This window comes from Amycolatopsis mediterranei (assembly GCF_026017845.1).
GTDB classification, from domain to species: Bacteria; Actinomycetota; Actinomycetes; order Mycobacteriales; family Pseudonocardiaceae; genus Amycolatopsis; species Amycolatopsis mediterranei.
Genome location: NZ_CP100416.1, coordinates 6927147 through 6948865, shown reverse-complemented (window position 1 = coordinate 6948865; position 21719 = coordinate 6927147). Strand labels below are relative to the sequence as shown.

Genomic DNA, 21719 nt, shown 5'->3' with positions numbered 1-21719 from the left:
CCGCGTGCCGCCGGGAACGGGGTTTCTGCCGGGTCACGAGTGCCGGGCGGCCTAAGGTGACCGCGTGGCCTCCAGCCCGCACCGCACGGCCGACGTGATCGCCGCCTACCTCGACCACCTGGTCGTCGAACGCGGGACCGCACGCAACACCCTGGACAGCTACGCCCGCGACCTGCGCCGGTACGCCGCGCACCTGGACGGCCTGGGCGTCGCGAAGATCGCCGACGTCACGTCCGCGCACGTCACGGCCTTCGGTGCCGCCCTGCGCGAGGGCGACGACGAACACCGGCCCCTGGCCGCGTCGTCGGCCGCCCGGGCCCTGGTCGCCGTGCGGGGCCTGCACAAGTTCGCGCACGCCGAGGGCCTCACCGAGCACAACCCGGCCCGCGAAGTCCGGCCGCCGACGCCGGCGAAGCGGCTGCCCAAGGCGCTGCCGGTCGACGACGTGCTGCGGCTGCTCGAGACCCCGCCGCCCGACGGCGAGCGCGCGCTGCGCGACCGGGCGCTGCTGGAGCTGCTCTACTCCACCGGGGCGCGGATCTCCGAGGCGGTCGGCCTGGACGTCGACGACGTCGACGGCGCCGAGCGGACCGTGCTGCTCGACGGCAAGGGCGGCAAGCAGCGGCTGGTGCCGATCGGCCGTCCCGCGCTCGCCGCGCTGCACGCCTACACCGTCCGCGCCCGCCCGGCGCTCGCCGTCCACGGCCGGGGCACGGCGGCGCTGTTCCTCAACGCCCGCGGCAGCCGGCTGTCGCGGCAGAGCGCGTGGCAGGTCCTCAAGGACACCGCCGGACGGGCGGGCATCACCGCCGTCGTTTCGCCGCACACCCTCCGCCACTCCTTCGCCACGCACCTGCTCGAGGGCGGCGCCGATGTCCGGGTCGTCCAAGAACTTCTCGGCCACGCGTCGGTGACGACGACCCAGGTGTACACGCTGGTCACGGTCAACACTTTGCGCGAGGTGTACGCCACGGCGCACCCGCGAGCACTGGGCTAGACGGCCCTATAAAGCGTCAAGGGCCTTGCCAGCCTGCACCGACGGTCGAGTGACATTGCCCCGTCGAGTCCGGCGCGTTGCTTTGCCGGGGCTCCGACTCCGCGCATAGGCTGCGGCGGACGCTGACGAACAAGGAGCTTTCGCGCCATGTCGACACCGAACCAGCCGGCCCCTTCGGCCGAGTCCGCCGGGTCGGCGGCGGCGAACCTCAGCCAGGTCACCATCGCCACGCCCGCGATCCACGACGGCGACGAACAGCACGAGCGCAACGGCAAGAAGGTCAAGCTCGAAGGCATCGGCCCGACCGGCCGCCCGATCCGCGAGCACCCCGACCCGGCGCCGCTGGACAAGCACGGCCCGGCCAAGATCATGGCGATGTGCAACCAGAAGGGCGGCGTCGGCAAGACGACGTCGACCATCAACCTGGGTGCCGCCCTCGCCGAGTACGGCCGCAAGGTGCTGCTCGTCGACTTCGACCCGCAGGGCGCGCTCGCCGTCGGCCTCGGCATCCAGCCGCACGAGCTCGACCAGACGGTCTACAACGCCATCATGGAGCGCTCGGTCAGCGCCACCGACGTGCTGATGAAAACCCGCGTCGACGGCGTTGACCTGCTGCCGAGCAACATCGACCTGTCCGCGGCGGAGGTCCAGCTCGTCGCGGAGGTAGGGCGCGAGCACACGTTGTTACGGGTCCTGCGTCCGGTCATGAACGACTACGACTATGTTCTTGTCGACTGCCAGCCCTCGCTCGGCTTGCTCACGGTGAACGCGCTGACCGCCGCGGACGGCGTGATCATCCCGCTGGAGTGCGAGTTCTTCAGTCTGCGAGGCGTCGCCCTCCTGATCGACACCATCGAGAAGGTCCAGGAACGCCTCAACCCCAAACTGGACATAGTCGGGATTCTCGCCACCATGTACGACCCGAGAACCCTGCATTCGAAGGAGGTCATGGCTCGCGTGGTGGAGGCATTCGGCGAGACCGTGTTCGACACGGTCATCAACCGCACGGTGCGGTTCCCCGAGACGACGGTCGCGGGTGAGCCGATCACGACCTGGGCGCCCAAGTCGGCCGGCGCGGCGGCGTACCGCCAGCTGGCCCGCGAGGTGATCGCTCGGTGAGCAGGCGCGCTTCCCTGCCCGGAGCGTCGGAACTCTTCAGGATTACGACCAGCACCGCCAGCCCCGCCCTCGATCTCCCTCCCCAGCCACCGCCCGAGCCCGTCGAGAAGCCCCAGCCGAAGCCCGCGGGCGACGACCGGGCCGACCAGCTCGCGCGCAGTGCGGCTCCGCACGGTTCGGGCCGGACCAAGCACGACGCGAAGATCACCGTGTACGTCTCCGGCGACGAGCTCGTCGCCATGGAGCAGGCGCGGTTGACGCTGCGCGCGAAGCACGACCTGGTCGTCGACCGCGGCCGGCTGGTGCGTGAAGCCGTGGCGGTGCTGCTGGCCGACTTCGACCAGAACGGTGAGGAATCGGTGCTGGTGCAGCGGCTGCGGGTGGTCGGCTCAGACGGCGGCGAAACCGAGGGCTGATGGACGAGCCGGCACCGGCTCCGGAGGAACAGGCACCCGAAGAGCACCAGACGGTGCACGGCGGGATGATCCCCGAAGGCGTCAACACCGAAGAACTGAGCACGTCGAAGTTCAAGGTGCGGCTGGCCAACTTCGAAGGGCCGTTCGACCTGCTGCTGCAGCTGATTTCGCAGCACCAGCTCGACGTCACCGAAGTGGCGTTGCACCAGGTCACCGACGACTTCATCGCGTACACCCGCGCGCTGGGCACCGACTGGAACCTCGACGAGACCACGGAGTTCCTGGTCATCGCGGCGACCCTGCTCGACCTCAAGGCCGCGCGGCTGCTGCCGTCGGCCGAGGTGGAGAACGAGGACGACCTTGCCCTGCTCGAGGCCCGCGACCTGCTGTTCGCGCGGATCCTGCAGTACCGCGCGTACAAGCAGGTGGCGGCGCTGTTCGGCGAGCTGGAACAGAACGCGCTGCGGCGCTACCCGCGGTCGGTCGCCCTGGAGGAGCGGTTCGTCGGGCTGCTGCCCGAGGTGATGCTGGGCGTGACGCCGCAGAAGTTCGCCGACATCGCGGTGGCGGTGTTCCGGCCGAAGCCGCCGCCGACGGTGTCGATCGCCCACATCCACATGGGCCGCATTTCGGTGCGCGAGCACGCGGCGATCCTGCGGGTGATGCTGGCCGAACGCGGCCAGGCGACGTTCGGCGAGCTGGTCGACGACTGCGAGCACACGGTGGAGATCGTGGCGCGCTTCCTGGCGCTGCTGGAGCTCTACCGCGAGGCGACGGTCCAGTTCGAGCAGACCGAGGCGCTGGCCGAGCTGCACGTCCGGTGGACGGGCGGTTCGAAGGAAGAAGCCTCCGCCGCGGCCGAGCTCGACCGCACCGCCGGAGACGAAGAGGAGTACGGGTGAGCCCCGAGAACGACGAAGTGGCCGAGACGCCGGAGCCGCCCACGGCCGAAGAACCCGAGCAGGCCGCAGCCGAGCTCGCGCTCGAGGAGGCGTTGTCCGGCGAGCCGGTGACCGAGGACGGCGAGCCGGTCGAGCCACTGGCCGAGGAGGGCGCTGCCGCCGAGCCGGAAGCGCCGGTCGAGGATGCGCCCGCCGAGCCGTCCGAGCCCGAAGCGCCTGCCGAACCCGAGCCCGGCCCGGCCGATCCCGAGTCCGGCCTGGTCGCCGCCGGGGACGCCGACGCCATGCCGGACGTCACCTCCGACGAGGCCCTCGAAGCCGCCCTCGAAGCGCTGCTCCTCATCGTCGACTCGCCCGCCGGCGAAGAACTCCTGGCCGGCACCCTCGGCCAGCCCAAGTCGCGGATCGTCGTCGCCCTGCGGACCATGGCGCAGAAGTTCACCGACCGGGCGTCCGGGATCGACCTGCGGCGCGTCGGCGAAGGGTGGCGGTTCTACACTAGGGACGTCTACGCCCCGTTCGTGGAGAAGCTCCTGCTGGACGGCCAGCGGTCGAAGCTGACCCGGGCCGCGCTGGAGAGCCTCGCCGTGATCGCGTACCGGCAGCCGGTGACCCGGGCCAGGGTCGCCGCGGTGCGCGGCGTGAACGTGGACGGCGTGATCCGGACGCTGCTCGCGCGCGGCCTCATCGAAGAGATGGGGACCGATCCCGAGACGACCGGCACGCTGTACGTGACGACCGAGCTGTTCCTGGAGCGACTGGGGCTGTCGTCACTGAACGACCTGCCCGCCATCGCTCCGTTGCTACCCGAAGTGGACACCATCGATGACATCCAGTGAACACCCCGACGGCGTCCGGCTGCAGAAGGTGCTGTCGCAAGCCGGGGTCGCCTCCCGGCGCGCGGCGGAGGACCTGATCGTCGCCGGCCGGGTCGAGGTGGACGGCGAGGTCGTCACCGAGCTGGGCCGCCGCGTCGACCCGGACGCCGCGATCATCCACGTCGACGGCACCCGCGTGAACCTGCGCGACGACCTGATCTACCTCGCCCTGAACAAGCCCAAGGGCGTGCACTCGACGATGTCGGACGACCGTGGCCGCCCGTGCGTCGGCGACTACCTGCGCGGCCGCTACGAGGAGACGCCCGGCGTCGTGCACGTCGGCCGGCTCGACGAGAACACCGAGGGCCTGCTGCTGCTGACCAACGACGGCGACCTCGGGCACCGGCTGATGCACCCGTCGTACCGGGTGCTCAAGACCTACCTCGCCGAGGTCGACGGCCTCGTCCCGCGCGGGCTCGGCAAGGAGCTGCGCAACGGCTGGGAGCTGCCGGACGGCATCGTCAAGGTCGACCAGTTCCGGGTCAAGGACATGCACTCCGGCAAGTCGCTGGTGGAGCTGGTGATCCACGAGGGCAAGAAGCACATCGTGCGCCGCCTGCTCAAGGACACCGGGCACCCGGTGCTCAAGCTGGTCCGCACCGCGGTCGGCGACGTCCAGCTCGGCAACCAGCGCGTCGGCTCGATCCGCCGGCTGACGAAGACCGAGGTCGGCGCGCTCTACCGCAACGTCGAGCTCTGACGCCGGTTGTCACCGCACGGCGGTGACGAAGCCGCCGGCGGTCGCGTCGTCGTCCGAAGGCCGGCCGTAGGCGGCGGCCAGCTCGGCGCGGGTGACCGTCGACGGCTCCCAGCCGTGGGCGGCCAGCCATTGCGGCGCCCGGCCGCCGAGCCCGCCGCGCCACAGGTCCGTGACGTGCTTGCCGCCCGCGGCCGCCTTCGCGCGGGCGATCAGGCTCCCCGGCGGGGTGCCCGGCCGGTGCTCGAACGCGATCCGGCTGCCCGGCGCCGCCAGCTCGCCGACGGTGGTCAGCAGCCGCTCGGCCTCCTCGGGGGTCAGGTACATCAGCAGGCCTTCGGCCAGCCACGCGGTCGGCACGGCGGGGTCGAACCCGGCTTCGCGCAGCGCGGCGGCCCAGTCTTCGCGCAGGTCGGCGGGCACGACGACCCGCGCACACGCCGGTTCGGCGCCGTGCCTGCCGAGCACCTCGTCCTTGAACGCCAGCACCTCCGGCAGGTCCAGCTCGAACAGCCGCGTGCCGTCCGGCCAGGCGAGCCGGAACGCCCGGGTGTCCAGCCCGGCCGCGAGGAGCACGACCTGCGCGCAGCCGGCGCCGAGCAGATAGTCGTCGTAGAACCGGGTGCGGATCACGACCTGCGGGTAGAACATCGCGCCGAGCCCGGCCTGCGGTCCCTCGGGGGAGGTACCGGGCAGCGCCGAGCGGCCCGCCTCGAAGAACGCGGCCGCGTAGGGATCGTCGAACAGGCGGTCCGGGCGGCGGCTTTCGTAGGCGCGCAACGCGGCGACACCGATGGCCGTCCGGCTCACCGCGGGCAAGGACTCGGTCACGAATCCCAACGTACGCCCGACTTTCCGCCGTAGCAGGCCAGGACCCGGGCTCGCTAGCGTGACCGGTATGCGACTCGGAGTGGTGAGCGGGATCCTCGCGGTGCTCCTGTCCGGCACGGTGGCCCCGGCCGCCGCGGCGTCCCCGGGGAGCGAACCGGTCTACGACTACGCGAAGGCGGTCCGCGAGACCGTCTGGGTGGACATCGGCCGCGACGGCGACGGCGACGGCCGTTCGGACCGCGTCGCCGCCGACATCGTGCGGCCGAGCGAGGCCACCTCGCGCGTGCCGGTGATCATGGACGCCAGCCCGTACTACTCGTGCTGCGGGCGCGGCAACGAGAGCGAGCTGAAGTCCTACGACAGCGCCGGGAAACCGGTGAAGTTCCCGCTGTTCTACGACAACTACTTCGTGCCGCGGGGCTACGCCGTGGTGCTGGTCGACCTGGCCGGGACGAACCGCTCGGCCGGCTGCGCGGACGTCGGCGGCGCCTCCGACGTCGACTCGGCCCGCAAGGTCGTCGACTGGCTGAACGGCCGCGCGACCGGCTACAGCGCGAAGACCGGCGGCAGCGCGGTGACCGCGAGCTGGAGCACCGGGAACGTCGGGATGATCGGCAAGTCCTACGACGGCACGATCGCCAACGGCGTCGCGGCGACCGGCGTCGCCGGGCTGAAGACCATCGTCCCGATCTCGGCGATCAGCTCCTGGTACGACTACTACCGCTCGGACGGCGCGACCTTCGGCTTCAACCCGGCCGGCCTCGCGCAGACGGTCGAAGCCCGCAACAGCGGGCAGAACTGCTCGGCGCAGAACCAGGTCCTGACGCAGGGCGCCACCGCGAACGGCGACTACGGGCCGCTCTGGGCGGACCGGGACTACGTCCGGCGGGCCGGCACCGTGCGGGCCAGCGTGCTGCTGTCCCACGGCGTCAACGACCTCAACGTCAAGACCATCCACTTCGGACAGTGGTGGGCCGGGCTGAACGTCGAGAAGAAGATCTGGCTGTCGCAGACCGGGCACGTCGACCCGTTCGACTACCGGCGCGCGGACTGGGTCGACCTGCTGCACCGGTGGTTCGACCACTACCTGCTCGGGATCGGCAACGGCGTGCAGAACGGGCCGCAGGCCAGCGTCGAGCGGCAGCCGGACCAGTGGGCGGACCAGAGCGCGTACCCGGCGGCCGGTGCGGTGGCGACGACGTTGCGGCCGGGCGTGTCCGGCACGCTGGGCACCTCGCCGGCGTCCGGGACGGCGTCGTTCACCGACAACCCCGGCTTGGGCGAGGACACCTGGGTGACCGATCCGGGGAGTGCCGCGCTGACCTACTCGACCGGGTCGTTGGCCTCGGACCTGCAGGTTTCCGGCACGACTTCGCTGACCGTGACGGCGACGCCGAGCACGTCGTCGGCCCGGCTGTCGGCCCTGCTGGTGGACCTCGGCCCGGCGACGATCCGCAACTTCGCGGGCAGCGGCGAGGGGATCAAGACGGGGACGTCGGAGACCTGCTGGGGCTCGTCGACGTCCGGCGACGACGCTTGTTACCGCGTGGCGACGGCGGACGCGAAGAAGGTGAGCTACACGATCCTCAGCCGCGGCTGGGCGGACCTGGCGAACTACGCATCCCTGTCCCAGGAGCGCCCGTTGACACCGGGAACGGCGTACACGATGACGTTCCGGCTGGCGTCGACGGACCACATCGTGCCCCGCGGCCACGCACTGGCGCTGATCATCGGCGGCACGGACGGCAGCTTCATCCGCGGACCCGCCCAGCCGGGCCGGGTGACGCTCGACCTGGCCCGGACATCGGCCTCGGTCCCGCTGCTGGGCATCCCGCCCGCGGCGACGACCCACCCGGCCCCGGCCGTCGGCGAGCACGTGCCGTCGGCGGACCGGGCGGACCTGCGCTAGTTCGCCTCGGCCGGCGTCGTCTTCGGGGCCGTTTTCCGGTGCAGGGCGCGGGCGACCGGCTCGACGACCCGGGCCGCCGTCGGGCCGAGGATCGCCATCAGCAGGACGTACGCGGTGGCCAAAGCGGCCAGCTCGCCGGTGACCGCGCCCGCCGCCACCGCCAGGCCGGCGATGACGATCGAGAACTCGCCCCTCGCGACCAGGGCCGCGCCGGCCCGCACGCGGCCCAGGCGGCCGATGCCCTGGCGGCGCGCGGCCCACCAGCCGGTGCCGACCTTCGTCAGCGTCGTCACGACCGCCAGCACGATGGCCCAGCCGAGCACCGGCGGGATCGACGCCGGGTTCGTGTTGAGCCCGAAGACCACGAAGAACACCGCCGCGAACAGGTCACGCAGGGGTTCCAGGATGCGCGTCGCGTTCTCCGCCGTGGAGCCGGAGATCGCGATGCCGAGCAGGAACGCCCCGACCGCCGCCGACACCTGCATCGCCGACGCCAGCCCGGCCACCAGCAGCGCCGCGCCGAGGACCTTGAGCAGGAACACCTCGCGGTCCGGGCTGTCGACGGCCGCCGAGACGTACCGGCCGAACTTGAGCGCGACCACCAGCACCACGGTGATCACCAGCAGCGAGATGCCGACGGCCTCCAGGCCGCCGAGCAGGGAGACGCCGCCCAGCACCGCGGTGAGGATCGGCAGGTAGAGCGCCATCGCGAGGTCCTCGAACACGAGGATCGAGAGCACCACCGGCGTCTCGCGGTTGCCGAGCCTGCCGAGGTCGCCGAGCACCTTGGCGACGATCCCGGACGACGAGATGTACGTGACGCCAGCCAGCACCATCGCGCCGACCGGGCCCCAGCCCAGCAGCAGCGCGACGGCCGCGCCGGGGGCGGCGTTGAGGACGATGTCGAGCAGGCCCGCCGTCCACGAGCGGCGCAGCCCGGTGAACAGCTCGGCCGCGGAGTACTCGAGGCCGAGCAGCAGGAGCAGCAGCACGACGCCGATTTCGCCGGCCAGGTGCGTGAAGCCGCCGATGTCGGTCAGCGGGATCAGGCCGCCGGAGCCGAAGCAGAGGCCGCCGAGCAGGTAGAGCGGGATGGGGGAGAGGCCGATCTTGCCGGCCAGGCGCCCGAGCACGCCCAGCACGAAGAAGACCGCCCCCAGTTCGATCAGGGACAGCGCGGTGTGGTTCATCGGACCGCTCAGCCGTACTTGAGGATCTTGGCGGCGGCTTCGAGGCCCTCGCCCGTGCCGACCGCGACCAGCAGGTCGCCCCCGGTGAAGGTGAAGTCCGGCGCCGGCGACGGGTGCACCTGGCCGGCCCGCGCCACCGCGACCACCGAGACGCCGGTGCGGGTGCGCATCGCGGTGTCGCCGAGCGTCCGGCCGTCGAACGGGCCGGACGGCTTGATCGGCAGCTGCCGCGTGCTGATCCCCGGCAGGTCCCGGTGCTCCTCCGTCAGCTGCGCGACCAGCTGCGGCGCGCCGAGCAGGTTGGCCAGCGCGCCGGCCTCGTCCGCGGTGAGCGGGATCGAGGCGGCGCAGGCATCGGGATCGTCCGATTTGGACACGATCAGCTCGATGTGGCCGTCCCGCTGGGTGACGACGCCGATGCGGCGGCCGGTACGGGTGGCGAAGTCCTTGCGGACCCCGATGCCGGGCAGGGGAGTCACTTCGACGTTCACCAGACCACGGTAACCCACGTGTCCGATTCGCGGCGTTCAGCCGAGCAGCAGGAGCAGGCTCGCGACGACCATCACGGCGGCGGTCAGGCCGTGGACGCCGAAGGCGATGGCCTTCTTTCCCCGGTGGCGCAGGACGATCAGCATGTCGAAGACGGGCCAGACGGCCGCGGTGAGCATGACCCAGCCCAGCGCGTGCGGGTCGCCGTAGATCATCAGGGCCAGCGGGATCAGGCCCGCCCCGATGTCGCGGCCGCCCTTGACGTTCAAGAACGTCTCGGCGTTCTCGGGGACTTCGCCGAAGCCGAAGCCCGCGGCGATCTTCGCCGGCGCGAAGAGGTAGTTGAGGCCGATGTAGATGATCCCGAGCGCGACGATCGCGGTGAGGACGTAGCCGGTGACGAGCATGGTGTTCCCTCCAGTTTTCTAGCATCGCTAGGATTGCTAGCAACGCTAATCTAGCGGCGCTAGTTTGTCTAGCAGTGCTAGCATGTGACCTATGACCCAGCGACAACGGCGAGTGCGCGACCGGACCGAGCGAGCGCAGCGGATCGTCACCGCGGCCCGGGAGCTCGCCGAGGCGGAGGGCTGGGACGCGGTCACCACGCGGCGGCTCGCGGCGCTGATCGAGTACAGCCAGCCGGTGCTCTACAGCCACTTCCCCGGCGGCAAGGACGCGATCATGGCGGCGGCCGCCCTGGAGGGCTTCGCCGAGCTGGCCGCGGTACTGGCCGGAGCGCGCGACAGCGGTCTCGCCGGAATCGCGGGCGCGTACATCGAGTTCGCCGCCGCGAAGCCGGCGCTCTACGACGCGATGTTCACGCTCGCGTCCGAGCTGCCCTTCGCCCAGGACGACACCCCGGAGGTGATGAAGGCGAACTTCGCGGAGCTGCTCGCGGTCATCGAGCCGGTGGCGGGACGCCACGATGCCGGCGTGCTGACCGAGGTGTTCTGGAGCACGCTGCACGGCCTGGTGACCCTGGATCGCGGCCGGCGGCTGTCCCCGGCCCACCGTGACGAGCGTCTCGCGCTGGTGGTGGCGCGCTTCGGCACGCGGGGCGACTGATCTCCTCCGGGGCCCGACCGGCAGAATGGACGCCGAGCCGACCGAGACGAGAACGCGAGGAGAGTGCCGGTGACGGGAGCCCTACGTGGTGTGGTCGCGCTGGACGGCCCGTCGGGGACCGGGAAGACCACCGTCGCCCGCAAGCTCGCCCAGCGCCTCGGGGCCGGCTACCTCGACACCGGGGCGATGTACCGGATGGTCACCCTGGCCGTGCTGCGCGCCGGCGTCGACCCGGCCGATGCGAGCGCCGTCGCCGCACTGGCCGACCGGGCCGAGTTCACCATCGGCACCAGCCCCGACCGGCCCGAGATCCGCCTGGCCGGCGAGGACGTCGCCGCCGACATCCGCGGGCCGGAGGTCACCAAGGCCGTCTCGCCCGTGTCCGCCGTGCCGCACGTGCGTGAGCTGCTGGTCGCGCGGCAGCGGCAGATCATCGACGACGTCGTGGCGCACCGCGGCGGGATCGTCGTCGAGGGCCGGGACATCGGCACCGTCGTCGCGCCGGATTCGCCGCTCAAGGTCTTCCTGACCGCCTCGGCCGACGTCCGCGCGTCGCGCCGCAGCACCCAGGACACCGCGGCCGGGCGCCAGTCGTCGGTCGCCGACGCGCTGGCGAGCGTCGAGCGCCGCGACCACCTCGACTCGACCCGCACCGCCTCGCCGCTGCGCGCGGCCGACGACGCCGTGCCCGTCGACACTTCGGAACTGTCGATCGACCAGGTGATCGTCGCCCTCAGTGAGCTCGCCAGCCACCGCGGACTGCTGGCGGGGTGCAAAGAAGAAGTGGCGCGATGACTGATGGTTCTGGGGCCAAGCCCCAGACCCGTCCAGGGGGGCAAGCCCCCCTGGACCCCCCGAAAGCCGGGTGTGACGGACTCCCCGAGGGATCCGTCGGCGCACTCCACGACGCCGGACGGGTCGTCGCCCGGTACTATCTGCGCTCGGCGTTCCGCATCCGGGTGCACGGCCGCGAACGCGTCCCCGCCACCGGGCCGCTGCTCGTGATCGCCAACCACAGCTCCATGATCGAGCCGCAGCTGATCTTCGGAATGCTTCCGCGGCGTTCGGCGTTCCTGGTCAAAGCCGAGATGTTCGGCGGGATCGCCGGCAAGTTCCTGCTGACGGTCGGGCAGATCCCGCTCAAGCGCGGCGAGATCGATCGCAAGCCGCTGCTGACCGCGGTCGGCGTCCTGAAGGACGGCGGAGTCGTCGGGATCTTCCCCGAAGGCACCCGCGGTGCCGGGGACGTCGGCTCGGCCGAACGCGGCGCGGCCTGGCTGGTCCGGGCCTCCGGCGCGACCGTGCTCCCGGTCGCAACGCGGGGCACGCTCAAGCCGGCCGAGGGCAAACGACGGTTCCGGCCGCGGGTGGACATCCTCGTGGGCGAGCCGTTCTCGCCGAAGGTCGGCCCCGGGAAAACCGGGCTCGACCAGGGCACCGAAGAGCTGCGCGGTGAGCTCGCGGCGCTCGTGAAGACTTTGGACGATTGGCGTTCCGAAAACGGATTCGGCTCGCCATAAGGGAAATTGGGTCAGTGATGGAAGAGTTGGACAGCGTCGGCGAAGTCGACGGCACCTGGTCGGAAGAGACCGAGTTCGCCGCGCTCGACGCGCAGATCGAGGCGGCGGAAGCGGCCGAGGAGGCCGCCCTCGCGCAGCCGGTGCTCGCCGTCGTCGGCCGCCCGAACGTGGGCAAGTCGACGCTGGTCAACCGCATCCTCGGCCGGCGCGAAGCCGTCGTGCAGGACGTGCCGGGCGTGACCCGCGACCGCGTCGCCTACGACGCCTACTGGGGTGGCCGCAAGTTCACCCTGGTCGACACGGGCGGCTGGGAGCCGGACGCGACCGGCCTGCAGGCCTCCGTCGCCGCCCAGGCCGAGCTGGCCATGCAGACCGCGGACGCGGTGCTGCTGGTGATCGACGCCTCGGTCGGCGCGACCGCCACCGACGAAGCCGTCTCCAAGGTGCTGCGCCGCTCGAAGAAGCCGGTGCTGCTGGCCGCCAACAAGGTCGACGACGACCGGCTGCTCGCGGACACCGCGTCGCTGTGGTCGCTCGGCCTCGGCGAGCCGCACCCGGTCAGCGCGCTGCACGGCCGCAGCTCCGGCGATCTGCTGGACGCGATCCTCAAGGCGCTCCCGGAGTCGCCGCGCGAGGGTGGCGCCGCCACGTCGGGCCCGCGGCGCGTCGCGCTGGTCGGCAAGCCGAACGTGGGCAAGTCGAGCCTGCTGAACAAGCTGTCCGGCGAGGAGCGTTCGGTCGTCGACTCGGTGGCCGGCACGACGGTCGACCCGGTCGACTCGCTGGTCGAGCTGGACGGCGAGACCTGGCGGTTCGTCGACACGGCGGGCCTGCGCAAGCGCGTCAACTTCGCCGCCGGCGCCGAGTACTACGCCTCGCTGCGCACCAAGACCGCGATCGACGCGGCCGAGGTCGCGATCGTGCTGCTGGACGCGGCCGAGCCGCTGTCCGAGCAGGACCTGCGGGTGCTGACCATGGTCGTCGAGGCCGGCCGCGCGTGCGTGCTGGCGTTCAACAAGTGGGACCTGGTCGACGAGGACCGCCGCTACGCGATGGTCCGCGAGCTGGACCGCGGCCTGGTCCGGGTGCCGTGGGCGGAGAAGGTCAACATCTCGGCGCTGACCGGCCGTTCGGTGCGCAAGCTGGCGCCGGCGCTGCGCACGGCGCTGGCGTCGTGGGACAAGCGGGTGCCGACCGGCCAGCTCAACGCGTGGCTGTCCGACCTGGTCGCGGCCACCCCGCCGCCGGTCCGCTCCGGCAAGCAGCCGAAGGTGCTGTTCGCGACGCAGGCCGGCATCCGCCCGCCGACGCTGGTGCTGTTCACCACCGGCTTCCTCGAGGCGGGCTACCGCCGGTTCATCGAGCGCAAGTTCCGCGAGCAGTTCGGCTTCACCGGCAGCCCCGTCCGGGTGAATGTCCGGGTTCGCGAAAAGAAGGCGAAGCCCAAGGTCGGCGGAAAAGCCGCCCGAACGCGGTAATTCCCGACAGTTTCGGACGACACGCGTCCCTGAGCGGACGACACGCGTACCTGGATGGACGACACGACGAATCTTCGGCGATCCGGCGTGTCGTCCGGCCAAGTACGCGTGTCGTCCGGCTGGATGCGCGAGTCGTCCGGTCCGGGGTGAGGTCCGACACTCCAGCGTGATCCGGGAGATATCTTTCGTTCATCTTGCGTTAGAGTGAAAGGTCGTTGCGGGCGCCTCACTGGGAGAGCGAGCCCGGTTGAGGCTCCCGAAAGGTGAGTGGTGGGCTTGCGCGCCCATGGTTTGTCCTTGCACGTCTTCGTTCCGGTCGAGGTGAACGTCCGATGACCGTCACGATCGAACCCACCGGATCCGCTGCCGCGGTGACGGCTGAAGTGACTCCGGCCCCGGTCGCCGACCGGGCCCTGTTCTGGTCCGGCCTCGGCGCCGGCGAACGCACCCTGCTCGACGTCCTCGCCGCCACCGCGGAGCGGCACCCGAACGCCGCCGCGATCGACGACGGCGTCACCACCCTGACCTACCGGCGGCTGCTGGAGGAGATCGACGCCTACGGGCGCCGCCTCCAGGGCTACGGCGTCGGCCTCGGTGACCGCGTCGGCATCCGGATCTCCTCCGGCACGGCCGAGCTGTACATCGCCATCCTCGCCACCCTGTCCGTCGGCGCCGCCTACGTGCCGGTCGACGCGGACGATCCGGACGAGCGCGCCGAGCTGGTCTTCGAAGAAGCCCAGGTCGCGGCGGTCGCCACCGATGGCAAGATCAACGTCCACAGCACGCCGGGCGGCCGCGAAGGCACCCCCGGCCCGGCTGACGACGCGTGGATCATCTTCACCTCCGGCTCCACCGGCAAGCCCAAGGGTGTCGCCGTCACCCACGCGAGCGCCGCCGCCTTCGTCGACGCCGAGGCCGAGCTGTTCCTCACCGAGGAGCCGATCGGCCCCGGCGACCGCGTCCTGGCCGGGCTGAGCGTCGCCTTCGACGCCTCCTGCGAAGAGATGTGGCTGGCCTGGCGGCACGGCGCCTGCCTGGTCCCGGCGCCCCGCGCGCTGGTCCGCACCGGCGTCGATCTCGGCCCGTGGCTGGTCGCGCAGCGCATCACCGTCGTCTCGACCGTGCCGACGCTGGCCGCGCTGTGGCCCGCCGACGCGCTCGAAGACGTCCGCCTGCTCATCTTCGGCGGCGAAGCGTGCCCGCCGGAGCTGGCCGAGCGCGTCGCCGTCGAAGGCCGCGAAGTCTGGAACACCTATGGCCCGACCGAGGCCACCGTCGTCGCCTGCGCCGCGCAGCTGACCGGCGACGGGCCCGTCCGCATCGGCCTGCCGCTGGTCGGCTGGCAGCTCGCGGTCGTCAACGAAGAGGGCGTGCCGGTCGCCATGGGCGAGACCGGCGAGCTGGTCATCGGCGGCGTCGGCCTGGCCCGCTACCTCGACGCGGCCAAAGACGCCGAGAAGTTCGCGCCGCTGCCCTCGCTGGGCTGGCAGCGCGCCTACCGCTCCGGCGACATGGTCCGCGCCGAAGAGGAAGGCCTGCTGTTCCTCGGCCGGCTCGACGAGCAGGTCAAGCTCGGCGGCCGCCGCATCGAACTGGGCGAGGTCGATGCCGCGCTGCAGGCCCTGCCGGGCGTGCAGGGCGCGGCCGCCGCGGTCCGCCGCACCAAGGCCGGCAACCAGGTCCTCGTCGGGTACGTCGTCCCCGGCACCGAGCCGTTTGACCTCGACCAGGCCGCGACGCGCCTGCGCGAGCACCTGCCCGCCGCGCTGGTGCCGCTGCTCGCCGTCGTCGAGGACCTGCCGACCCGCACCTCCGGCAAGGTCGACCGCAACGCTCTCCCGTGGCCGCTGTCGACAGTGGAGGCGTCCGGGCTGACCCCGACCGAAACGTGGGTCGCCGAAGGCTGGGCCGAGATCCTCGGTGTCTCGGTCGACAGCCCGAAGGCGGACTTCTTCACCCACGGCGGCGGCAGCCTGACCGCCGCCCAGGTGGTCGCCCGCATCCGCACCCGGCACCCGCAGGTGTCGGTGGCCGACATCTACGCCCACCCCAAGCTGGGCGCGCTGGCCGCGATGCTGGACGCGCTGAGCGGCCAGGCCACCGAACGCCGGGACATCGCGCCCACCAAGCGCCGCGCCGGGGTGATCCAGACGGCGCTGATGGTCCCGCTGACGGGTCTCGTCGGGCTGCGCTGGGCGACGCTGGCCGCCGCGCTGTCGAACATCCTGTCGCTGCTCGGGTTCGCCTGGGCGCCGACGCTGAGCTGGGCGTGGATCGGCCTGGCCTGGGTGGTGCTGTTCAGCCCGGCGGGCCGGATCGCCATCGCCGCGGGCGGCGCGCGCGTGCTGCTCTCGGGCGTGCGCCCCGGCACCTACCCGCGCGGCGGCAGTGTCCACTTGCGACTCTGGACGGCCGAGAAGCTCGCGGAGTTCAGCGGCGCGGACAGCGTCGCCGGCGCGTCCTGGATGACGACGTACGCGAAGGCGCTCGGCGCGCGGATCGGCAAGGACGTCGACCTGCACTCGCCGCCGCCGGTCACCGGCTTCCTCAAGCTGGGCCGCGGTGCCGCGATCGAGCCCGAGGTCGACCTGACCGGCCACTGGGTCGACGGCGACGTCGTGCACATCGGCAAGGTCCACGTGGGTGCCGACGCCCGCATCGGCGCGCGCAGCACGCTGTTCCCCGGTGTCCGCGTCGGCAAGGGCGCGGAGATCGCGGCCGGGTCGACCGTCCGCGGCGCCGTCCCGGCCGGGCAGCGCTGGGCCGGTTCGCCCGCCGCGCGCGTGGCCAAGGACGAGCGCGACGCGCTGAAGTGGCCGTCGAGCCGGCCGCCGCGGTCGCACTTCTGGGCCGCCGTCTACGGCGTGACCTCGCTGGCGCTCGGCTTCCTCCCCGGCGTGGCCGGGCTGGCCGGGGTCGCCGTGCTCGGTTACGGGATCGCGGGCGCCCCGACGCTGCTCGACGCGTTCACCCGCGCGCTGGTCTTCGTGCCGGCCGCGACCGCCGCGTACTTCCTCGCGTACATGCTGCTCGTGCTCGTCGGCGTCCGGTCGCTGAGCATCGGCATGGTCGAGGGCTACCACCCGGTGCACGGCCGCGTCGCGTGGCAGGTCTGGGCGACCGAACGCCTGATGAGCATGGCCCGCGAAGGCCTGTTCCCGCTGTACGCCAGCCTGTTCACGCCGGTCTGGCTGCGGCTGCTGGGCGCGAAGGTGGGGCGCAACGTCGAGGCGTCGACCGTGCTGGCCCTGCCGAAGATGACCAAGGTCGACAGCGGCGCGTTCCTGGCCGACGACACCATGGTCGCCACCTACGAGCTCAACCACGGCTGGCTGCACGTCGCCCCGGCGCGGATCGGCAAGCAGGCCTTCCTCGGCAACTCGGGGATGACCGCGCCCGGCCGTTCGGTGCCGAAGCGCGGCCTGGTCGGCGTTCTGTCTTCGACGCCGCTGAAGGCGAAGAAGGGCTCGTCGTACCTCGGGATGCCGCCGCTGCCGGTCCGCCGCGCGATCGGCGACACCGACACCAGCCGCACCTACACCCCGGCGCTGCACCTCAAGGCGGCGCGGGCGCTGGTCGAGCTGTGCCGGATCGTCCCGGTGATGTGCGGTGTCGCGCTGACCGTCGTGGTCGCCTTCGGGCTGCTGTGGACGGCGTCGGCGTTCGGCTTCGGTGTGGCCGCGCTGCTGGCCGGGCCCGCGTTGCTGGCCGCCGGGGTCGTCGCGGCGCTGACCGCGACGGTGATGAAGTGGCTGCTCGTCGGGAAGTTCCGCGAGGTCGACCACCCGCTGTGGAGCTCCTTCGTCTGGCGCAACGAGCTGGCCGACACCTTCGTCGAGGCCCTGGCCGTGCCGTGGCTGATCGGCTCGGTCGGCGGCACCCCGCTGCTGACCGCGTGGCTGCGCACGATGGGCGTCAAGATCGGCCGCGGCGTCTGGCTGGAGACGTACTGGCTGCCCGAAGCGGACCTCGTGTCGCTGGGCGACGGTGCGACGATCAACCGCGGCTGCGTCGTGCAGACGCACCTGTTCCACGACCGGATCATGAGCATGTCGAGCGTCACCCTCGGCGAGGGCGCGACGCTCGGCCCGCACGGCATCGTGCTGCCGGGCGCGGGCATCGGCGCCCGGACGACGGTCGGCCCGGGCTCGCTGGTGACCCGCGGCGACGAGGTGCCGGCCGACACGCGCTGGCTGGGCAACCCGATCTCCACGTGGCCGGGCAAGTAGAAAGTCACGAAGTACCCACCAGGCTCGCCGGACTCACCCGTCCGTGCGAGCCTGGTTTCAGTACGGCTCGAGGAAAGGTTCGGCACGGGTGATTTCGAAGGCTCCTGCTCCCGCACCCGGCGCGGACACCTCCGGCGACCCCTACCTGCCCGCCCACGGCAACGGCGGCTACCGGACCCGGCACTACGACCTGAACCTCGACTACAAGGTCGCGCCCAACCGGCTGTCGGCGTCGGCGGTGATCACCGCGGAGGCGACGCAGGCGCTGTCCCGCGTCAGCTTCGACTTCGGAACGTTCCGGATCAACCGCGTGCTCGTCGACGGCAAGCCCGCGAAGTACCTCAAGCGCGGCGCGAAGCTGCACGTCAAGCCGGCGAAGCCGATCCCGGTGGGTGCCGTGTTCACCGTCGAGGTCCACTACGTCGGCAACCCGCACCCGGTGGGGAGCCGCTGGGGTGACGTCGGCTGGGACGAGCTGACCGACGGCGCGCTGGTGGCGAGCCAGCCGGTCGGCGCGCCGTCGTGGTTCCCGTGCAACGACCACCCGTCGGACAAGGCGGCCTACCGGGTGAGCGTGACGACGGCGTCGCCGTACCTGGTCGCGGTCACCGGCACGCTGGTCGAGCGCACGACGTCGGCCAGCACGACGAAGTGGGTGTTCGAGCGGCGCGAGCCGACGGCGACGTACCTGATGAGCGTGCAGATCGGCCGCTACGACGAGGTCGAGCTGACCGGCCGCGGCTGGTTCCCGCACACGGGCGTGCTGCTGCGCCGGCTGAGCCTCGGCATCGGGCGCGCGAGCGGCCAGGTCGAGTCGATCTTCGAGACGGTGCCGCAGCGCGCCGCCGTACCGCCGCGCCTGCGGCGGGCGTTCGACCGCGACTTCGGGCGGCAGGGCCGGATGATGGAGTTCCTGCAGCGGCTGTTCGGCGCGTACCCGTTCGCGGAGTACGTCATCGTGGTCACCGACGACGACCTCGACGACCCGATCGAGGCCCAGGGCATGGCGATCTTCGGCGCCAACCACGTCGACGGCCGCCGCACCCACGAGCGGCTCGTGCTGCACGAGCTGGCCCACCAGTGGTTCGGCAACAGCCTGACGGTGGCCGACTGGCGCCACATCTGGCTGAACGAGGGCTTCGCGACGTACGCCGAGTGGCTGTGGTCGGAGGAGTCCGGCGGCCAGTCCGCGGCGGCGCTGGCCCGCGCCTGGCACGCCCGCATCAAGATCAAGCCGGCGGACGTCCGCATCGCCGACCCGGGGGTGACCCGGATGTTCGACGAGCGCGTCTACAAGCGCGGCGGCCTGACGCTGCACGCGCTGCGGGCGGAGATCGGCGACCCGGCGTTCTTCGCGCTGCTGAAGTCGTGGGCCGAGGAGCACCGGCACGGGCTGGTCACGACGGAGGCTTTCGTCGCCGCGGCCGAGGCGCACGCGGGGCGCTCGCTGGGGGCGTTCTTCACCCGCTGGCTGGACACGCCGGCGTTGCCCCCGCTGCCCGGTTCGTAAGTCCTTTCGTTCACGGTCGTGACAACTCGTTCACGGCTCTGAACACATGCGTCCTTTCGGCGGGATACATCCGATGTATCTTCGGCTTTCTCGCGAACAACTCTGGTATTTCGGCTCTGTGTCTGGAAACATCCCCGGCGCCCACCGTTGATCTCGGCGAAACGTAGTATGAATCCGGAGGCACTTCATGGACGCAGTGTCCCGGCGGACGGTGCTCCGCTCCGCCTCGGTCCTGGCCGGGGCCGCCGCCTTCGGGGGTTTGTGGGCCCGAGCCGCCTCGCCCGCGCTCGCCACCGGCGGGAACCCGCATCGGGAGGTCGCCGCCGATGCCCGGATGCTCTGGCGGCGGCTGCCGAAGAACTGGCAGGAAGGCCCGTTCCTCGCCAACGGCTACCTCGGCGCGCAGGTCTACGCCGGCAAGACCCCGCAAGAGCTCAAGGTCATGCTGAGCCACACCCAGGTGCAGGACCAGCGGATCCAGTGGGAGGCCGGGATCGGGCTCTCGCGGCTGCCCATCGGCTTCCTCACGCTCACCCTGGCCGGCGCGATCACCGCCGTCGACTGGACCCTCGACCTCTACAACGCCGAGCTCGGCGGCACCATCACCACCACGCAGGGCTCGGTCGCCTTCTCCGCCGTCGTGCACAACGACCTGAGCGTGCTGCTCGTTTCGCTGACGCCGAGCGCGGGCGAGGCCGGCGCCACCTGGGCGTTCCAGCCGCTGGAGTCGGCGACCACCCGGACCGTCCGCAAGCCGCCCGAGTACGTCGCCAACCCGGCGCCCGAGACCGGTGACGGCTACTGCGCGCAGCCCCTGCTCGCCGGCGGTGGGTACACCACCGCGTGGCAGGAACGCGCGATCGGCACGCGACGGCTGTTCGCCGCCGCCGTCGCCTACAGCTTCCCGGGCACCACGCACACCGCGGACGCCCGCGCGGCCGTCCGGAAAGCGCTTGCCGTCCACCCGGACCTCCTGCTCGCCCGGCACCGCCGCTGGTGGAACGACTACCACCGGCGCAGCTTCGTTTCGGTGCCCGACAAGCAGGTGCAGCGGTTCTACTGGATCCAGCTGTACAAGATCGCGGCCGCCACCCGGGCGGACGGGCCGGTTGTTTCCGAATGGGGGCCGTGGTTCCCCGAGGTCGGCAACAGCTGGACCGCCGTCTGGTGGAACCTCAACGTCCAGGTCACCTACCCGATCGTCAACAGCGCCAACCACCCCGAGCTGGACGCCGTCACCGAGACCTTCCGGCGCGACCACGCGAACCTCGAGGTGTCCGTCCCGCCCGCGTACCGCGACGGCGACACCTACGCCCTCTCGCACCCGGGCGACTGGCGGCTGCGCCCTGGCGGCACGCGTTCGGTGGGCGTCCCCGGGACGACGTCCAAGACCGACCAGACCGGGAACCTGTTGTGGGGCCTGCACAACGTGTGGCTGGCCTACCGGCACCACTTGGACAAGCGCGTGCTGCGCGATGTCCTGTACCCGACGCTGGCGAAGGCGCTGAACTTCTACCGGCACTTCCTGTTCACCGGCCCGGACGGCTCGCTGCACCTGCCGCTGACCCGGTCGCCGGAGTACGCCGACGCGCCCGACTGCACCTACGACCTGTCGCTGATCCGGTGGGCGGCGCGCACGCTCGTCGATTCCGCCCGCATCCTCTGCCTGGACGAGCCGCGCGTGCCGATCTGGCGGGAAATCGGCGCGAAACTCGTGCCGTACCACGAGGACCCCGCGAACGGCGTGCTGATCGGCGACGGTGTCCCCTTGGCCGCCTCGCACCGGCACTTTTCGCACCTGCTGTGGCTGTACCCGCTGCGGGAGAAGGTCTGGGACCGTCCGGACGACCGCGACGTCATGACGCGCACGTTCAAGCACTGGGTCGCCGACCAGACGGCGTGGCACGGCTACAGCTACGCGGCCGCGTCGTCGATGAGCTCGGTGATGGACGCGCCCGAAGAAGCGTTGCGGTACCTGAAGTTCTTCCTCGACCGGAACGTCGTGGCCGACACCGAGCTGACCGCGAACACGATGTACCGCGAGGGTGCCAACTTCGCCATCGAGAGCCCGATCACCGCCGCCCAGTCCGTGGTGGACATGCTCATGCAGGGTTCGGGCGCGGTGCTCAAGGTCTTCCCGTCGGTGTCGGCGACCTGGCGCGACGCCTCGATCGCCGGGCTGCGCGCGGAGGGTGCGTTCCTCGTGGACGCCTCCCGTCGCGACGGCAAGACCGAATTCGTCCGCGTGCACAGCGAAGCCGGCGAACCGCTGGTGCTCCAGCACGGCGTCCTCGGGGAGGTCGACGTCCGCGACGAGCACGGCCGCCGGCTGCCGTGGCGGCCGGCCGGGCCCGGCCGGATCGCGATCGGGCTGCTTCGCGGCGGCACCGCCGTGGTCACCCCGCGGGGTGACCGGCCGGACTTCGCACCGCGGGACGTCCCCGCGCTCGGCCCCGCCCCGGCGTGGGGCCTGCCGAACTGAACCCCGC

General features: G+C 71.8%; 18 protein-coding genes. 14 read left to right on the top strand and 4 right to left on the bottom strand.

Features of this window, described 5'->3' with window-relative positions; all coding sequences use genetic code 11:
* Positions 1-94 precede the first annotated feature (94 nt).
* The 6 genes from xerD (at position 95) to ISP_RS30790 (ending at position 5012) form a co-directional block, all read left to right on the top strand.
* The gene (gene xerD, locus ISP_RS30815) at positions 95-997 is read left to right on the top strand and encodes a site-specific tyrosine recombinase XerD (protein ID WP_034286377.1); all 903 of its coding nucleotides are present in this window, start codon (positions 95-97) and stop codon (positions 995-997) included.
* Between the two features lie 147 nt (positions 998-1144).
* Entirely contained in the window at positions 1145-2116 is a 972-nt protein-coding gene (locus ISP_RS30810) for a ParA family protein (protein ID WP_013227804.1), read from the top strand.
* Positions 2113-2532 carry a hypothetical protein gene (locus ISP_RS30805; protein ID WP_013227803.1) on the top strand — a complete coding sequence of 140 codons (420 nt, stop codon included), beginning with the start codon at positions 2113-2115 and terminating at the stop codon, positions 2530-2532. Before ISP_RS30810 ends, ISP_RS30805 begins: the two co-directional genes overlap by 4 nt.
* Positions 2532-3434: a segregation and condensation protein A gene (locus ISP_RS30800; RefSeq protein WP_013227802.1), complete on the top strand. Its 903-nt coding sequence runs from the start codon at positions 2532-2534 to the stop codon at positions 3432-3434. Before ISP_RS30805 ends, ISP_RS30800 begins: the two co-directional genes overlap by 1 nt.
* Complete coding sequence (scpB, locus tag ISP_RS30795) at positions 3431-4273, top strand: SMC-Scp complex subunit ScpB (protein WP_013227801.1); 843 nt, start codon at positions 3431-3433, stop codon at positions 4271-4273. The genes ISP_RS30800 and scpB overlap by 4 nt, the downstream gene beginning before the upstream one ends.
* Positions 4260-5012: a pseudouridine synthase gene (locus tag ISP_RS30790; protein ID WP_013227800.1), complete on the top strand. Its 753-nt coding sequence runs from the start codon at positions 4260-4262 to the stop codon at positions 5010-5012. The genes scpB and ISP_RS30790 overlap by 14 nt, the downstream gene beginning before the upstream one ends.
* 9 nt (positions 5013-5021) lie before the next feature.
* Here the strand turns inward: ISP_RS30790 and ISP_RS30785 are convergent, their stop codons facing one another.
* Positions 5022-5849 (bottom strand): class I SAM-dependent methyltransferase, encoded by an 828-nt coding sequence (locus tag ISP_RS30785; protein WP_013227799.1) that lies wholly within the window; start codon positions 5847-5849, stop codon positions 5022-5024.
* A gap of 70 nt (positions 5850-5919) precedes the next feature.
* On the opposite strand from ISP_RS30785, the gene ISP_RS30780 reads away from it, so the two are divergent.
* Positions 5920-7749 (top strand): Xaa-Pro dipeptidyl-peptidase, encoded by a 1830-nt coding sequence (locus tag ISP_RS30780; protein WP_013227798.1) that lies wholly within the window; start codon positions 5920-5922, stop codon positions 7747-7749.
* Here ISP_RS30780 and ISP_RS30775 read toward each other — a convergent pair.
* From ISP_RS30775 to ISP_RS30765, 3 genes are read right to left on the bottom strand one after another with little or no spacing between them, the layout of a single operon-like run.
* On the bottom strand, positions 7746-8939 hold the full coding sequence (locus ISP_RS30775) for a cation:proton antiporter (RefSeq protein WP_013227797.1): 1194 nt from the start codon (positions 8937-8939) through the stop codon (positions 7746-7748). The two genes, ISP_RS30780 and ISP_RS30775, sit on opposite strands and share 4 nt — an antisense overlap.
* A gap of 8 nt (positions 8940-8947) precedes the next feature.
* A complete protein-coding gene (locus ISP_RS30770) occupies positions 8948-9430 on the bottom strand; it encodes a cation:proton antiporter regulatory subunit (protein ID WP_014467392.1) in 483 nt (160 codons plus the stop codon).
* A gap of 36 nt (positions 9431-9466) precedes the next feature.
* A complete protein-coding gene (locus ISP_RS30765) occupies positions 9467-9835 on the bottom strand; it encodes a DUF4267 domain-containing protein (RefSeq protein WP_013227795.1) in 369 nt (122 codons plus the stop codon).
* Positions 9836-9947: 112 nt separating this feature from the next.
* On the opposite strand from ISP_RS30765, the gene ISP_RS30760 reads away from it, so the two are divergent.
* The 7 genes from ISP_RS30760 (at position 9948) to ISP_RS30730 (ending at position 21712) form a co-directional block, all read left to right on the top strand.
* A complete protein-coding gene (locus tag ISP_RS30760; RefSeq protein ID WP_013227794.1) occupies positions 9948-10493 on the top strand; it encodes a TetR/AcrR family transcriptional regulator in 546 nt (181 codons plus the stop codon).
* A 90-nt stretch (positions 10494-10583) separates the two neighbouring features.
* Positions 10584-11288, top strand: coding sequence for a (d)CMP kinase (gene cmk / locus ISP_RS30755; RefSeq protein WP_013227793.1), 705 nt, complete (start codon positions 10584-10586; stop codon positions 11286-11288).
* A 164-nt stretch (positions 11289-11452) separates the two neighbouring features.
* The gene (locus ISP_RS30750; protein WP_013227792.1) at positions 11453-12013 is read left to right on the top strand and encodes a lysophospholipid acyltransferase family protein; all 561 of its coding nucleotides are present in this window, start codon (positions 11453-11455) and stop codon (positions 12011-12013) included.
* Between the two features lie 17 nt (positions 12014-12030).
* Positions 12031-13491, top strand: a complete 1461-nt coding sequence (der, locus tag ISP_RS30745) for a ribosome biogenesis GTPase Der (RefSeq protein ID WP_014467391.1) — start codon at positions 12031-12033, stop codon at positions 13489-13491.
* Between the two features lie 332 nt (positions 13492-13823).
* Positions 13824-17720 carry a Pls/PosA family non-ribosomal peptide synthetase gene (locus tag ISP_RS30740; RefSeq protein WP_013227790.1) on the top strand — a complete coding sequence of 1299 codons (3897 nt, stop codon included), beginning with the start codon at positions 13824-13826 and terminating at the stop codon, positions 17718-17720.
* 88 nt (positions 17721-17808) lie between these two features.
* Positions 17809-19230, top strand: coding sequence for a M1 family metallopeptidase (locus tag ISP_RS30735; RefSeq protein WP_013227789.1), 1422 nt, complete (start codon positions 17809-17811; stop codon positions 19228-19230).
* Positions 19231-19417: 187 nt separating this feature from the next.
* Positions 19418-21712: a glycosyl hydrolase family 95 catalytic domain-containing protein gene (locus tag ISP_RS30730; RefSeq protein ID WP_013227788.1), complete on the top strand. Its 2295-nt coding sequence runs from the start codon at positions 19418-19420 to the stop codon at positions 21710-21712.
* Positions 21713-21719 lie beyond the last annotated feature (7 nt).

Coding starts and splice junctions, on each gene's coding strand:
- ISP_RS30730 (WP_013227788.1), top strand. CDS start 19,418: ATGGACGCAGTGTCCCGGCGGACGGTGCTCCGCTCCGCCTCGGTCCTG.
- ISP_RS30800 (WP_013227802.1), top strand. CDS start 2,532: ATGGACGAGCCGGCACCGGCTCCGGAGGAACAGGCACCCGAAGAGCAC.
- ISP_RS30790 (WP_013227800.1), top strand. CDS start 4,260: ATGACATCCAGTGAACACCCCGACGGCGTCCGGCTGCAGAAGGTGCTG.
- ISP_RS30775 (WP_013227797.1), bottom strand. CDS start 8,939: ATGAACCACACCGCGCTGTCCCTGATCGAACTGGGGGCGGTCTTCTTC.
- ISP_RS30765 (WP_013227795.1), bottom strand. CDS start 9,835: ATGCTCGTCACCGGCTACGTCCTCACCGCGATCGTCGCGCTCGGGATC.
- ISP_RS30810 (WP_013227804.1), top strand. CDS start 1,145: ATGTCGACACCGAACCAGCCGGCCCCTTCGGCCGAGTCCGCCGGGTCG.
- ISP_RS30740 (WP_013227790.1), top strand. CDS start 13,824: ATGACCGTCACGATCGAACCCACCGGATCCGCTGCCGCGGTGACGGCT.
- der (WP_014467391.1), top strand. CDS start 12,031: ATGGAAGAGTTGGACAGCGTCGGCGAAGTCGACGGCACCTGGTCGGAA.